9 protein-coding genes and 1 pseudogene are annotated in these 14,288 nt (G+C 65.4%); 7 read left to right on the forward strand and 3 right to left on the reverse strand.

Features of this window, described 5'->3' with window-relative positions:
* Positions 1-227 precede the first annotated feature (227 nt).
* The 5 genes from POS17_RS01900 (at position 228) to POS17_RS01920 (ending at position 9,700) form a co-directional block, all read left to right on the forward strand.
* The gene (locus tag POS17_RS01900) at positions 228-2,678 is read left to right on the forward strand and encodes a glycogen/starch/alpha-glucan phosphorylase (protein WP_060837116.1); all 2,451 of its coding nucleotides are present in this window, start codon (positions 228-230) and stop codon (positions 2,676-2,678) included.
* Between the two features lie 238 nt (positions 2,679-2,916).
* Positions 2,917-6,546, forward strand: coding sequence for a DUF2339 domain-containing protein (locus POS17_RS01905; protein ID WP_060837117.1), 3,630 nt, complete (start codon positions 2,917-2,919; stop codon positions 6,544-6,546).
* Complete coding sequence (locus tag POS17_RS01910; protein WP_060837118.1) at positions 6,543-7,922, forward strand: DUF3999 domain-containing protein; 1,380 nt, start codon at positions 6,543-6,545, stop codon at positions 7,920-7,922. The genes POS17_RS01905 and POS17_RS01910 overlap by 4 nt, the downstream gene beginning before the upstream one ends.
* A 161-nt stretch (positions 7,923-8,083) precedes the next feature.
* Positions 8,084-9,094 carry a class 1 fructose-bisphosphatase gene (locus POS17_RS01915; RefSeq protein ID WP_060837119.1) on the forward strand — a complete coding sequence of 337 codons (1,011 nt, stop codon included), beginning with the start codon at positions 8,084-8,086 and terminating at the stop codon, positions 9,092-9,094.
* A gap of 3 nt (positions 9,095-9,097) precedes the next feature.
* On the forward strand, positions 9,098-9,700 hold the full coding sequence (locus tag POS17_RS01920) for a DUF924 family protein (RefSeq protein ID WP_060837120.1): 603 nt from the start codon (positions 9,098-9,100) through the stop codon (positions 9,698-9,700).
* Positions 9,701-9,769: 69 nt separating this feature from the next.
* Here POS17_RS01920 and POS17_RS32535 read toward each other — a convergent pair whose 3' ends face one another.
* Entirely contained in the window at positions 9,770-10,534 is a 765-nt protein-coding gene (locus POS17_RS32535; RefSeq protein ID WP_371826192.1) for a methyl-accepting chemotaxis protein, read from the reverse strand.
* 93 nt (positions 10,535-10,627) lie between these two features.
* Positions 10,628-11,662 (reverse strand): annotated as a pseudogene (locus POS17_RS32540) (HAMP domain-containing protein); the annotation flags it as partial.
* A 282-nt stretch (positions 11,663-11,944) separates the two neighbouring features.
* Between POS17_RS32540 and POS17_RS01935 the strand changes: the two are divergent.
* A complete protein-coding gene (locus POS17_RS01935; protein ID WP_011058771.1) occupies positions 11,945-12,199 on the forward strand; it encodes a hypothetical protein in 255 nt (84 codons plus the stop codon).
* A gap of 33 nt (positions 12,200-12,232) precedes the next feature.
* Positions 12,233-12,802, forward strand: a complete 570-nt coding sequence (locus POS17_RS01940; RefSeq protein ID WP_060837123.1) for a lipocalin family protein — start codon at positions 12,233-12,235, stop codon at positions 12,800-12,802.
* Between the two features lie 77 nt (positions 12,803-12,879).
* Here the strand turns inward: POS17_RS01940 and POS17_RS01945 are convergent, their stop codons facing one another.
* Positions 12,880-14,244, reverse strand: a complete 1,365-nt coding sequence (locus tag POS17_RS01945; RefSeq protein ID WP_060837124.1) for a formimidoylglutamate deiminase — start codon at positions 14,242-14,244, stop codon at positions 12,880-12,882.
* Positions 14,245-14,288 lie beyond the last annotated feature (44 nt).

Genomic DNA, 14,288 nt, shown 5'->3' on the forward strand with positions numbered 1-14,288 from the left:
CGGGACTGGTGGATTTTTGAACGACTTTGGGTCGGATTTTTCTTAATGGTCGTCGGATTTATGCCTGGCGGCACGGCATCTGCATCTTTTTTCCCGCAGGCGCCGAAGACTCCCCCCTTGAGCCGAGCCATTTGCAGCAGCGCCGAACCAGAGCCTTCGCCTCGTGTCAGACCGACTAGGCTCAGACCATTCCATGCTCACTGTGTATCTCGTCAGAGGTCGTATCGATGACTCAGGAACCCCTAGCTCGTGACGCTGAGGTGGCCGCTTTTCGCGAAGCCGTCTTGACCAAACTCACCTACGCGGTCGGCAAAGATCCGGACCACGCCTTCGACCACGACTGGTTCGAGGCCATTGCCCTGGCCGCGCGGGACCACATGGTCGACCACTGGATGGATCACACGCGGCAGATGTACCGCAAGGGCCAGAAGCGGGTGTACTACCTGTCCCTGGAGTTCCTGATCGGCCGGCTGCTGTTCGACAGCCTGAGCAATCTCGGCCTGCTGGACGTGGCCCGCGAGGCTCTGACCGATCTGGGGGTGGACCTGGAGCGCATCCGCCTGCTGGAGCCCGATGCGGCCCTGGGCAATGGTGGCCTGGGGCGCCTGGCGGCGTGCTTCATGGAAAGCATGTCGACCCTGGGCCTGGCCGGTCACGGCTACGGCATTCGTTACGAGCACGGCCTGTTCCGCCAGGCGATCGTCGACGGCTGGCAGCAGGAGCAGACCGAGCACTGGCTGGATTTCGGCAACCCCTGGGAGTTCGAGCGCCCCGAGGTGATCTACTCCATCGGCTTTGGCGGCAGCGTCGACAGCGTGACCGACGAGACGGGCAACACGCGCCAGGTCTGGTGGCCGGCGGAGACGGTGCGTGCGGTGGCCTACGACACCCCGGTGGTGGGTTGGCGCGGGGCCAGCGTCAACACCCTGCGCCTGTGGCGGGCCCGGGCCATGGAAGACCTGCACCTGGAGCGTTTCAACGCCGGCGACCACTTGGGCGCGGTGGCGGAAGTGGCCCGGGCCGAAAGCATCTCCCGGGTGCTGTACCCGGCTGACAGCACCGAGGCCGGCCAGGAACTGCGCCTGCGCCAGGAGTACTTCTTTGTCTCGGCGTCGCTGCAGGACCTGCTGCGGCGTCACAAGAACATGCACGACTCGGTGCTCAGCCTTGGCGAGCACGCGGCGATCCAGCTCAATGACACCCACCCGTCGATCGCCGTGGCCGAGCTGATGCGCCAATTGGTGGACCTGCACGGCATCGCCTGGGACGCGGCGTGGCAGATCACCGTGGACACCCTGGCCTACACCAACCACACCCTGCTGCCCGAGGCCCTGGAAACCTGGCCGGTGGGGCTGATGGAGCGCATGCTGCCGCGGCACATGCAGATCATCTACCTGATCAACGCCCAGCACATCGATGCCTTGCGGGCCAAGGGCCTGCACGATTTCGATGTGCTGCGGGCGGTGTCGCTGATCGAGGAGGACAACGGCCGCCGGGTGCGCATGGGCAACCTGGCGTTCCTCGGCTCCCACAGCGTCAATGGCGTGTCCGGCCTGCACACCCAGCTGATGCGCAGCACGGTGTTTTCCGAGCTGCACAAGCTCTACCCCGAGCGGATCAACAACAAGACCAACGGCATCACCTTTCGCCGCTGGCTGTACCAGGCCAACCCGCCCCTCACCGACATGCTGGTGGACGCCCTGGGCCCCGGGCTGCTGGACAACCCCGAGCAGTTGCTGCTGGGGCTGGAGCCCTTTGCCGAGAAGCCGGCGTTTCGCAAGCAGTTCGCCGAGCAGCGCCTGCACAGCAAGCGCGCCCTGGCCGCGCTCATCCACGAGCGCCTGGGGATCGCGATCAACCCGGCGGCGCTGTTCGATGTGCAGGTCAAGCGCATCCACGAGTACAAGCGCCAGTTGCTCAACCTGCTGCACACCGTGGCGCTGTATCAGGCGATCCGCGCCGAGCCGGAAACCGACTGGGTGCCTCGGGTGAAGATCTTCGCCGGCAAGGCGGCGGCCAGCTATCACCAGGCCAAACTGATCATCAAGCTGACCAACGACATCGCCCGCACGGTGAACAGCGATCCGACCGTGCGCGGTTTGCTCAAGGTGGTGTTCCTGCCCAACTACAACGTCAGCCTGGCGGAAAGCATCATTCCCGCCGCCGACCTGTCGGAGCAGATTTCCACCGCCGGCTTCGAGGCTTCGGGCACCAGCAACATGAAATTCGGCCTCAACGGCGCCCTGACCATCGGCACCCTGGACGGCGCCAACGTCGAGATGTGCGAGCAGGTCGGTGCCGAGCACATGTTCATCTTCGGCCTCAGTGCCCAGCAGGTTGAGGCGCGCAAGCGCAATGGCGAATTCAGCGCGGTGCCGGACATCGCCGCCTCGCATCGGCTCAACGATGTACTGCAGGCGATTCGCGGCGGGGTGTTCTCCCCGGACGATCCGTCGCGCTACACCGGGCTGATCGATTCGCTGATCGACTATGACCGGTTCCTGGTCTGCGCCGATTTCGACGCCTACTGGGACGCCCAGGCCCGGGTCGAAGCGTGCTGGCACGACTCCGCGCAATGGTGGCGTTCGGCGGTGCTCAACACTGCGCGCATGGGCTGGTTCTCTTCGGACCGGACTATCCGCGAATACGCCACGGAGATCTGGAAGGCCCTGGACTGAGGGGGCCGGGAAAATGTTCGAACTGTGCACAAGGCCCAACGTTTGTTGGGCCGGATCGATATACTGAGCGGCGATTTTATCTCCCGGATGGTGTCTTTTGGGCCGCGCTCGGCTTCCAATCGGGGAGATATCTGCGTCGGCAGGCCGGCTCCCGCACTGGGTGGTTGGGCCCGCTTGCCTGCCAAGTCTCGACACCGCCGTACCCGTCCGTCAGTGGACCGCTTAGGGATATCGACACATGCAATGGATGTTCATGCTGCTGGGTGCCTTGCTGGGCTGGATCGTCGACCAGTCCATCAGCGATGCCCTGATTGGCGCGCTACTGGGCCTGGTGCTTGGCCTGGCCATTCGTTTCGGTGCCCTGCAGCGACAGGTGCTCGACCAGCACCGTGAGCTGGAGCAGGCGAAAAGCACCCTCGCCACCCTGGGTCAGCGCCTGGCCCAGCTGGAAACCCCCGGCGGTGCTGCCCAGGCGCTTGCCGAACCCCAGCACAGCACCCCGCCTGCCGAGGCAAGCAGCGGCTTGAGCGCCGCGCCCGAGCTGCAGGACCTGCCTGAATTCATCCTTGACGAAGTCCGGCCCGTGGAACCGGCACCGGCGGCGGCCGAGCTGGTCTGGGAGTTGCCCGCTGCGCCGCGTGCCGGCGCGGCGCTCGACGCCAGCCAGCCGCTGCCGGAGTCGGTCTGGCAGCCCCAGGCGCCGGCCGCTGAGCCTGCCGTGGCGCAGCCGCGGGAGCCGAACCTGATCGAGCGCGCCATCAGCGGGGCGCGCAACTGGCTGTTCGGCGGCAACACCGTGCTGCGGGTCGGCGTGGTGCTGTTGTTCCTCGGCCTGGCCTTCCTGCTGCGCTACGCCACCGAAGGCATGGTGGTGCCCATCGAACTGCGTTACGCCGGCGTCGCGGCCAGCTCCCTGGGCCTGCTGGGGCTGGGCTGGTGGCTGCGGCGGCGCAACAGCAACTACGCCCTGATGCTGCAGGGCACGGGCATCGCCGTGCTTTACCTGACGGTGTTCGCCGCCATGCGCCTGCACCCGTTGCTCGACCCTTCCGCGGCCCTGGGCCTGCTGGTGGCGGTCACGCTGTTCTCGGCGATTCTGGCCATCACCCAGGATGCCCTGGGGCTGGCGGCCGCTGCGGCCCTCGGCGGTTTCGCCGCGCCGATCCTGACCTCCACCGGTGCCGGCAGCCATGTGGCGCTGTTCAGCTACTTCGCGCTGCTCAATGCCGGCATTCTGGCCATCGCCTGGTTCAAGGCCTGGCGCCTGCTCAACCTGATCGGTTTTGTCGGCACCTTCGGCATCGGCTTTGCCTGGGGCCTGCGCTCCTACACGCCGGAGCTGCTGTGGAGCACCGAACCCTTCCTGATCCTGTTCTTTGTCATGTACCTGGCCATCGGCCTGCTGTTCACCCGGCGCAAGCTGCTGGAGACGCGCGATGCGCCAGCGGACGACAGCCGCCAGGCGTTGCTGCACTGGTCGGCGCGCAAGGGCGATTACGTCGACGGCAGCCTGCTGTTCGGCCCGCCGCTGGTGGGCTTCGGCCTGCAACTGGCGCTGGTCCAGCACCTGGAGTTCGCCGCCTCCTTCAGTGCCCTGGCCCTGGGTCTGATCTACATGGTCCTGGCACGGCTGCTGATGGGCGGCCGCGCTCTGTTGCTGGGTGAAACCTGCCTGGCGCTGGGGGTGATTTTCGCCACCCTGGCCATTCCCCTGGGCCTGGATGCGCGCTGGACGTCCGCGGCCTGGGCGGTGGAGGGCGCGGGGGTCTTCTGGCTCGGCCTGCGTCAGCAGCGTCCCCTGGCCCGGATCTTCGCCTTGCTGCTGCAGCTGGGCTCGGCCCTGGCCTTCCTCAGTGAGCTGCGCCCCGGCGATTCCAGCCTGCTGGACGGTGCGCCGTTGGGCGCGCTATTGCTCGGTGCTGCGCTGCTGTTCAGCTTCGACCAGTTGCGCCGGGCCGACAAGGCCTGCTCGGCGAGCTGGGAGCAGGGCATTGCGCCGATCCTGGCAGTGGCCGGGCTGGGCTTCCTGTACCTGCTGGCGCCGCTGTTCTTGTTCACCCAGGGCACGGCCATCAGTTGGGCCCTGGCTGGGCTGGCGACCTTGTTTGTCGGCCTGCGCCTGCAATCGCGGACCTTCCTGTTCACGGCCTTTGCCGTGCAACTGTTGGGCGGTGGGCTGTTTTTGATGCGCCTGCAAGGCGCGGGCGGCGATGCCGGCGCGGTGTTGAGCGCCGGCTGGAGCGGCCTGATGAGCGCCTCGCTGATTGGCCTGACCCTGATCGGTGGCATGCTTCTGGCCGCGCGCAACGACATGGTGCGCCATGACCCGCGCCTGCTGCGGGGCTTGTCGGTGGTGCTGCTGGCCGGGTTGATGATGATCAACCTGGCGGTGCTGTTCGTGCTGCCCTGGCGTACCGCCAGCGGCGTCTGGGCCGCCAGTGGCCTGTTGATCATCTGGCTCAGCCTGTATCTGCAGCAGCGGGCCAGTTTTGCCTTTGGCCTGCTGTTGCAGGTGATTGGCGGCAGCACGTTCCTGCTGGCCGGCGCGGACGGGCTCTTGGGGGGCGTGGTCGAGGGCGTGCGTCCGTTGGCCAATGGCGATTTCTGGACGCCGATGGTCCTGGCCCTGGCGGCGCTGCTGGGAGCCTGGCGCTTGCAGCGGGGCAATCACGGCTCGGCCTTCGACGCCTTGAGCCTGGGGCATCTGTCCGATCTGCTGCTGGCCTGGGGCGCTTGCTGGTGGGCATTTACCTGGTTCAAGGAAGTGCTGCGTTTCGCCCCGGCGCATTGGCAGGCGAGCCTGTTGCTGCTGATCACGGCCCTCAGCGTGCTGCTCTGTGCACTGTTGGCCCGGCGCCTGCAGTGGAAGTCCCTGGGGCTGGTGTGCAGCCTGCTGATACCGGCGGGGGCCCTGGTGCTGCTGGCGTCCTGGACGTCGCGCTATCACCCGGCGGCGGATCTGGGCTGGCTGGCCTGGAGCCTGTTGTTCATCGTGCACTTCTTCAGTTTGCGGCGCCTGGAGGCCTGGCTGCCGGCGCGAATCTTGAGCACGGCCCATGTGCTGGGCTGCTGGTTGCTGATCGGCGTGCTGGCGCTGGAGCTGCGCTATGGCTTGCTGCTGTTGTCCGAGCAGTACAACGCCTGGCGCTGGCTGGGCTGGGCGATCCTGCCGAGCCTGTACCTGGTGGCGATGGCCGCGCCGCGCCCCTGGCCGTGGCCGGTCAGTGCGCATTCCCGTGAATATCGCCTGTATGCCGCGCTGCCCCTGGCGCTGCTGATGCTGGGCTGGTTCTGGCTGGCCAATACCTTCAGCGATGGCCGCGCCGAACCGCTGCCGTACCTGCCGCTGCTCAACCCCCTGGAACTGGGGCTGCTGTTTGCCCTGTTCGGCGTCTATGTCTGGTCGCGCAGCGCGGTGCAGGAACTGGCGATCCGCGCCGATTACGCCGAGCGTGGCACGCAGTTGCTGGCGGGAATTTCCCTGTTCGCCTTCTTCACCGTGCTGGTGATGCGTGCGGCCCATCATTGGAGCGGCGTGCCGTTCCAGCCGGATGCCTTGCTTGAGTCGATGATGGTCCAGGCCGGGCTGTCTATCGTCTGGACCCTGATTGCCCTGGGCCTGATGATCGGCGGGCATCTGCGCCATCGGCGTGAAGTCTGGCTGATCGGCGCGGTGCTGATCGCCGTGGTGGTGGCCAAGCTGTTCCTGGTGGAGTTGAGCAACCGTGGTGGGCTGGCGCGGATCGTCTCATTCATCGGGGTGGGGGGACTGCTGTTGGTGGTGGGCTATTTCGCGCCGTTGCCGCCCAAGCGCGCCGAGGCCGAATCCGCGCCCGGAAAACCGTTGGATGAAGGAGTGTCATCGTGAGTTCGAAGCTGAGCCTGGGCTGGTGGGGCGCTGTGAGCCTGTGTGTGGCGCTGTCCGCCGTGGCCCAGGACAAGCCGGGGGACTTCAAGTCCCAGGCCCCCTTGACCCTGAGTGGCGAGGGGCCCTGGTATCGCCTGGAGCTGCCGCTGGAGGTGCAGCTGCATGCCAGCCAGACCGATCTGCGGGATGTCCGCGTGTTCAATGCCGCCGGCGAGCCCCAGGCCTATGCCCTGGCCCGTCAACAGGCACAGACCCGCGAGCAGCAGAGCCTCACGGAGGTGAAGTGGTTCCCGCTGTACAGCTCGGCGCAAGCCGGCGACAGCACCCCCAGCGTGCGGGTGCAATCCAGCGCCAACGGCACCCTGGTGGAGGTGCAGCCGGCCACGCAGTTGGAGGCGGGCGAGGAAGTGCTGCGCGGCTGGCTGCTGGATGCCAGTGGCATCAAGGCCCCGCTGCAGCAACTGCTGCTGGACTGGACCAGCGAGCGCGACGGTTTCCAGCGTTTCAGCATCGAGGCCAGCGACGACCTGCAGCACTGGCAATCCTGGGGGGACGGCCAGGTGGCGCGCCTGTCATTTGCCGACGAGCGGATCGAGCAGCATGAAGTGGCCTTGCCCGGGCAGTCGGCGCGCTACCTGCGCCTGCTGTGGAACACCCCGCAATCGGCGCCGGTGCTGACCTCGGCGCAACTGCAGAGCAGCAGCACTACCAGCCTGCCGTCGCCGCTGGTGTGGTCCCAGCCCCTGCGCGGCACCGCCGCCAAGGCTGGCGAATACACCTGGCAACTGCCCATGGGGCTGAATGTCGAGCGGGTGCGCATCGACCTCAAGGAGGCCAACACGCTGGCACCGGCGACCCTGTATGGCCGCCGTGACAGCAGCCTGCCCTGGCAGACCCTGAATAACGGCCTGCTGTACCGCCTGACTCAGAATGGCCAGGACGTGCAGCAGAACGAACTGCAACTGCCGGGGCAGACCGTGCAACAGTTGAAACTGACGGTGGACGAGCGTGGCGGCGGCCTGGGGGCCGAGGCGCCGACCCTGGCGTTTGCCGTGCGCGGCACGCAACTGGTGTTCCTGGCCCGGGGCGCCGGGCCTTACACGCTGGCGCTGGGCAACCCGAGCGCGGTGGCGGCCAACCTGCCGCTGACCACGCTGATTCCCGATTACAGCCCGCAGCGCCTCAAGGAACTGGGCCAGGCCAAGGTCGAGGGCGCGGCGCCGTTGACGCCAGTTGCGGCCACGGCGCCCGCCGGCGCCGCGGCCGTGGGGCCGGACTGGAAGAAGATCGGCCTGTGGGCCGTGCTGCTGCTGGGGGTGCTGGCCCTGGCCGGGATGGCGGTGAGCCTGCTGCGCAAACCGGCGGCCAAATCCTGATCACTGTGGCGGGGGCAAGTGCCCTCGCGACAAATCCGTCTACGCTGAAAACCGCTGCCTGAACTCTATCTGGCAGTTCCCTGTCTGAGAGGAGGAAATGCGCCCCGACTCGCGTTAAACTGCGCGGGTTTTCAACCTCCCCCATTCCTCCGGAGCCGTCCATGTCCCGCGTTACCCTGAGTCGCTATTTGATTGAGCAGACCCGCAGCAACAACACTCCTGCCGATCTGCGCTTCCTGATCGAAGTGGTGGCGCGTGCTTGCAAGGAGATCAGCCACGCCGTGTCCAAAGGCGCCCTGGGTGGTGTCCTGGGCAGCATGGGCACGGAAAACGTGCAGGGCGAAGTGCAGAAGAAGCTCGATGTGATCTCCAACGAGATTCTCCTGGAAGCCAACGAATGGGGCGGTCACCTGGCCGGCATGGCGTCCGAGGAAATGGACAATGCCTACCAGATTCCCGGCAAATACCCCAAAGGCGCCTACCTGCTGGTATTCGACCCGCTGGACGGTTCGTCGAACATCGACATCAACGCCCCGGTCGGCACCATCTTCTCCGTGCTGCGCTGCCCGAACGAGTACCTGAGCCAGAACGAAGCCTTGAACGAAAAGGCCTTTCTGCAGCCGGGCACCCAGCAGGTCGCTGCCGGTTACGCCATCTACGGTCCACAGACCATGCTGATCCTGACCCTGGGCCACGGCGTCAAGGGCTTCACCCTGGATCGTGAGATGGGCAGCTTCGTGCTGACCCACGAAGACATCAAGATTCCGGAATCCACCCAGGAATTCGCCATCAACATGTCCAACGAGCGTCACTGGGAAGCCCCGGTCAAGCGCTACGTGGACGAGCTGCTGGCCGGCGATACCGGTCCGCTGAAAAAGAACTACAACATGCGCTGGGTCGCGGCGATGGTTGCCGACGTGCACCGTATCCTGACCCGTGGCGGCCTGTTCATGTACCCACGCGACAGCCGCGAGCCGGAGAAGCCGGGCAAACTGCGCCTGATGTACGAAGCCAATCCGATGTCCTTCCTCATCGAGCAGGCCGGCGGTTCTTCCACCGACGGTCACCAGCGCATCCTCGACATTCAGCCTGAAGGCCTGCACCAGCGTGTTGCGGTATTCCTCGGCTCGAAAGAAGAAGTGGCTCGCGTGACGGGCTACCACAAGGAGTAAGACATGGCCGCGCCCTGGCAGCCTCTGCTTGATTGGTGGTTCGGCTCAGCCGAAAAGCCGGCGGAGATTGTCGCTGCCAAGGGCCGGCTGTGGTTTGGCAAGCGCGACAGCCAGGACCTCGAAGCGCGCCAGCGCTTTGCGGGTCTGGTGGAGCAGGCACTGGCCGGCGGATTGGCCGAGTGGACGCAAAGTCCCCAAGGTTGGCTGGCCCTGGTGCTGCTGCTCGATCAGTTACCGCGGATGATCTACCGCGACACCCCCAAGGCATTCTCTGGCGACGCCCGTGCCCAGGCACTGGTGGCGCAAGGCATCGCCGCGGATTTTGACCGGCGCCTGCCGGCCATGCAGCGCTGCTTCATCTACCTGGTGTTCGAGCATTGCGAGCACCTGGCGGTGCAGAACGAAGGGGTTTCGCGCTTTGCTGCTCTGCATGACGAACAGCCCGAGGATGATCGTCCGGTATTCGCCGATCACCTGGACTACGCCGAGCGGCACCAGAAGGTCATTGCCCGCTTCGGGCGCTTCCCCCATCGCAACGCCATCCTCGGCCGTGAATCCACTGCCGAGGAACTGGCCTTCCTGCGCGAGCCTGGTTCGCGTTTTTAAGCGCGCGTTCGCCGGCAAGCCGGCTCCTACGCAAGAGTGGTAGGAGCCGGCTGCCGGCGAAGCTGCTCCTCAGATACGGAAGCTGCCCACCAGATGCTGCAGGCGCTTGGCCTGTTGTTCCAGGTCTGCGCAGGCACGCAGGGTGGCTTGCAGGTTTTCCACCCCTTCCTGATTCAGGGTGTTGATCTCGGTGATGTCGACGTTGATCGACTCCACCACCGCAGTCTGTTCCTCGGTGGCGGTGGCCACCGACTGGTTCATGCCATCGATCTCGCCGATGCGTTGGGTCACGCTGCCCAGGCGTTCGCCGGCCTGGTTGGCGATGCCGACGCTGCTTTCGCTCTCGCGCTGGCTTTCGGTCATGGTGCCCACCGCTTCGCGGGCGCCCACTTGCAGCTCCTCGATCATTTTCTGCACTTGCTGCGCCGAATCCTGGGTACGGTGCGCCAGGTTGCGCACCTCGTCCGCCACCACCGCGAAGCCGCGCCCGGCCTCACCGGCGCGGGCCGCTTCAATGGCGGCGTTGAGGGCCAGCAGATTGGTCTGCTGAGAGATGCTGGTGATCACCTCAAGGATCTGCCCGATGTTCACCGTATTGCTGTTGAGCGTCTCGATGTTGTCGCAGGAGCTGCTGATCTTCGCCGACAGCTGATGCATGGCGGCGATGGTCTGATCCACCACTTGCTGGCCGTCTTGCGCCAGGCTGCGGGCCTCGCTGGAGTGCTGCGAGGCGAGGGCGGCGTTCTGGGCGATTTCCTGGGCGGCGGCGCCCAACTGGTTGATGGCCGCGGCCACGCTGCTGGTGCGCGAAGCCTGTTGGTCGGAGTTGAACATCGACGAGTTGGAGGCGGCGACTACGCGCAGGGCCACTTCGTTGACCTGGCCGGTGGCCGAGGACACTTCGCGGATCGAGCTGTGGATGCGTTCGACGAAACGGTTGAACGACAGCCCCAGGGTGCCGAATTCGTCATGGCCATGGATCACCAGGCGCTTGGTCAGGTCGCCTTCGCCTTCGGCGATGTCGTGCATGGCCCGGCCCATCACGTGCAGCGGCTGCATCAGCATGCGGATCAACATGCCCAGCAGACTGATGATGATCACCACCGCAATCAGCATGGCGATGATCGCCGAGGTGCGAAATTCACTGAGCACGGCGAAGGCGGTGTCCTTGTCCAGGACCAGGGCCACGTACCAGTCGGCCGAAGGCACGCCGTTGACATGGGTGAAGGAGATCAACTGGGTCTTGCCATTGAGCTGCACTTCTTTCAGCCCGGGGCTGATGCTCGGGGCGCCCGCGGGGTAGGCCTCGGCGAGACTCTTGAGCACCAGCTTGCTGTCGGGGTGGATCAGGATCTTGCCATCGGCGCTGACGATGAAGGCCTGGCCATGACCGCCGAAGTTCAGCGAGTTGATGATGGCGCTGATGCTCGACAGATCGATGTCGGCGCCGGCAACGCCGATCATCTGGTTCTGATGCTGCACCGGGGTGGCCACGGTGATCACCAGCTTGCCGGACGAAGCGGCGATGTAGGGTTCGGTGACGATGGTCCGTTGCGCGCCGGTGGCCGCCTTGTACCAGCCGCGGGCGCGGGGGTCGTAGTCGGCGGCGCGATTGCCGGCCGGCACCGAAAACATCACGCCGTCCTGGCCGCCGAAGTAGCTGAGCTGGAAGTTGCCGGTGTAGGCGGGCAGGCCGACGCTGCGTTTCAGGCTCTCGGCGCCGCTGCCGTCCACGGCAATCTGCTGGGCCAGAGACTGCAGGAGCTGGATGCGGCTTTCCAGCCAGGTCTGGATATTGCTGGTGGTCAGGCTGCCCAGTTCCTGCATGGTTGACTCGGTGCTATTGCGCAGGGCTTCGCGCTGTCGGTAGTCGTTGAACAGAATAAAACAGGCGAACGCGACGGCCACCACCAGGGCGGCGGCGAGCAGGATCTTGTGGCTGAACTTCATGTTTCTGGTCATTAAGTGAACTACCGCGATGGGCTGGTCAACGAGGGGGCGTCAATTTGCCACAGTGGAAGGTTTTGCGCTGCAGTTATGTCGACTGGCCATCAAGGAAGATGAGGAGCGGGCGGGGAAAACCGACGAACTGCAGGGCCGGGTGAAAAGGTGCTTGATTTGCCGGGAAAATGCCTCGCTCGCCGGGCAACAAATACCCGGTCGCGCGGGGAACCAGAAGGGGGTTTTCTCTTCTAAGCTTCTGGTTGGCTGACAGGCCTTCCCCCCTTCGTCCAGGAGTTCACCATGTCCCTGCGTTCTCTCGCTCTGTTGTCCTTCTGCGTGCTGCTGGCCGCGTGCAGCAAGGTCAATCAGGAAAACTATTCCAAACTCTCGGCGGGCATGCCCAAGGCCGAGGTCGAACAACTCCTGGGTAAGCCGACCGACTGTTCGGGCGCGCTGGGTATGTCCAGTTGCACCTGGGGCGACAAGAACAGCTTTATCAGCGTGCAGTATGCCGGTGACAAGGTGCTGATGTTTTCCGGGCAAGGCCTGAAGTAAGAACCGGGGCCTCGGGCCCACGGGAGAAAAATAATGATGCGTTTTGTTTTCACTCTTCTGGTCGGCCTGCTCTTGGCCGGCTGCGCCACGTCCCGGGACGATTCGCTGGCGCCCAAGACTGTCAACCATGTCGATCTCAAGCGTTACCAGGGGACCTGGTACGAGCTGGCGCGGTTGCCGATGTATTTCCAGCGTAACTGCGCGCAATCCGAGGCGCGTTACACCCTGTTGCCGGAGGGCAACGTGGCGGTGCTCAATCGCTGCCTGACCCCGGAGTGGAAGTGGGAAGAGGCCCGGGGTACCGCCACGCCTCAGGTGCCGGGCAAGACCGACAAGCTGTGGGTCGAGTTCGATAACTGGTTCTCGCGGCTGCTGCCGGGAGCGACCAAGGGCGACTACTGGGTGCTGTATGTCAGCGATGACTACAAGACCGCGATTGTCGGCAACCCCAACCGGCGCTACCTGTGGTTGCTGTCGCGCACGCCCGAGGTCAACGAGACGGTGCGCGAAGAGTTGCTGAGCAGGGCGCGTCAGCAGGGTTATGACACCACGCGATTGATCTGGCGGGTGTCGGACTCGGCCATGGCCAAGACCTCGAAGTAGACCTGTAGGAGCCGGCTTGCCGGCGAAGGCGCTTTCATGGACGCTTTCGCCGGCAAGCCGGCTCCTGTGCCTATGGGTCAGTTGAGCAGGTCGCGCAGGACCTGGGTGAAGGCCCGGCTGCTGTCTTCTTCGGCGCCATGGTGCCCGTCACGCACAACCCACTGGCCACCCACCATCACATCCCGCACCTGACGGTCGCCACCGGCAAACAGCCAGCGGTTGAGAATGCCATCGCCCTCGGCCGTGGCCAGGTAGGGGTCGTTGCCATCCAGCACCAGCCAGTCGGCACGCTTGCCCACGGCCAGGGCACCCATGTCTTGCCCCAGGGCCTGGGCGCCGCCGTCCAGCGCGGCGTCGTACAAGGTCCGCCCCACCATGGGCTGGTCGGCGCGGTACAGGCGGTTGCGCCGCTGATCCCGCAGGCGCTGGCCGTATTCCAGCCAGCGCAGCTCTTCCACCACGCTCAGCGAAACATGGCTGTCGGAGCCGATGCCCAGGCGCCCGCCCTGGGCGAGGAAATCCACGGCCGGGAAGATGCCGTCCCCCAGGTTGGCTTCGGTGGTCAGGCACAGGCCGGCAATGGCCCGGCTCTTGGCCATGAGGCTGACTTCTTCCGGGTTGGCGTGAGTGGCGTGGACCAGGCACCAGCGCTGGTCCACCGCGACGTTTTCGTACAGCCATTGCAGGGGACGGCGTCCGCTCCAGGCCAGGCAGTCGTCAACTTCCTTCTGTTGCTCGGCGATATGGATATGCACCGGACACTGGCGGTCGCTGGCGGCCAGCACTTCGCTGATCTGCTGGGGCGTGACTGCGCGCAACGAGTGAAAGCACAGGCCCAGTTGCTGGTTGGCCTGTTGCGCCAGCACGGGTTGCAGGCGCTGTTGCAGCTGGAGGTAGTTTTCCGTGCTGTTGATGAAGCGGCGCTGGCCGTCATTCGGCGCCTGGCCACCAAAGCCCGAGTGGCTGTAGAGCACGGGTAGCAGGGTCAGGCCGATGCCGCTGGCGGCGGCCGCCTGGCTGATGCGTCGGGACAGCTCGGCAGGGTCGGCGTAGGGCCGGCCATCGCTGTCGTGGTGCACGTAATGAAATTCGGCCACCGAGGTGTAGCCGGCCTTGAGCATTTCGATGTACAGCTGGCGGGCGATGATCTCCAGCTGTTCGGGGCTGATCTTGCCCACCAGGCGGTACATCAGGTCGCGCCAGGTCCAGAAGCTGTCGTTGGGGTTGCCGGCCACTTCCGCCAGCCCGGCCATGGCCCGCTGGAACGCGTGGGAGTGCAGGTTGGGCATGCCGGGCAGCAGCGGGCCCTTGAGCCGTTGTGCACCTTCGGCGCTGGCGTTGGCCTGGATCTGTGTCAACAGGCCATCGGGGCTGACTTCAAGACGTACATGGTTGGCCCATCCATCAGGCAGCAGCGCGCGTTCGGCGAAGAAGGCGGACATGGTTCAAGCACCCCATCGTGTGTTATTTGTATATACATATACAG

This window comes from Pseudomonas sp. Os17 (genome assembly GCF_001547895.1).
Taxonomy (GTDB): Bacteria; Pseudomonadota; Gammaproteobacteria; order Pseudomonadales; family Pseudomonadaceae; genus Aquipseudomonas.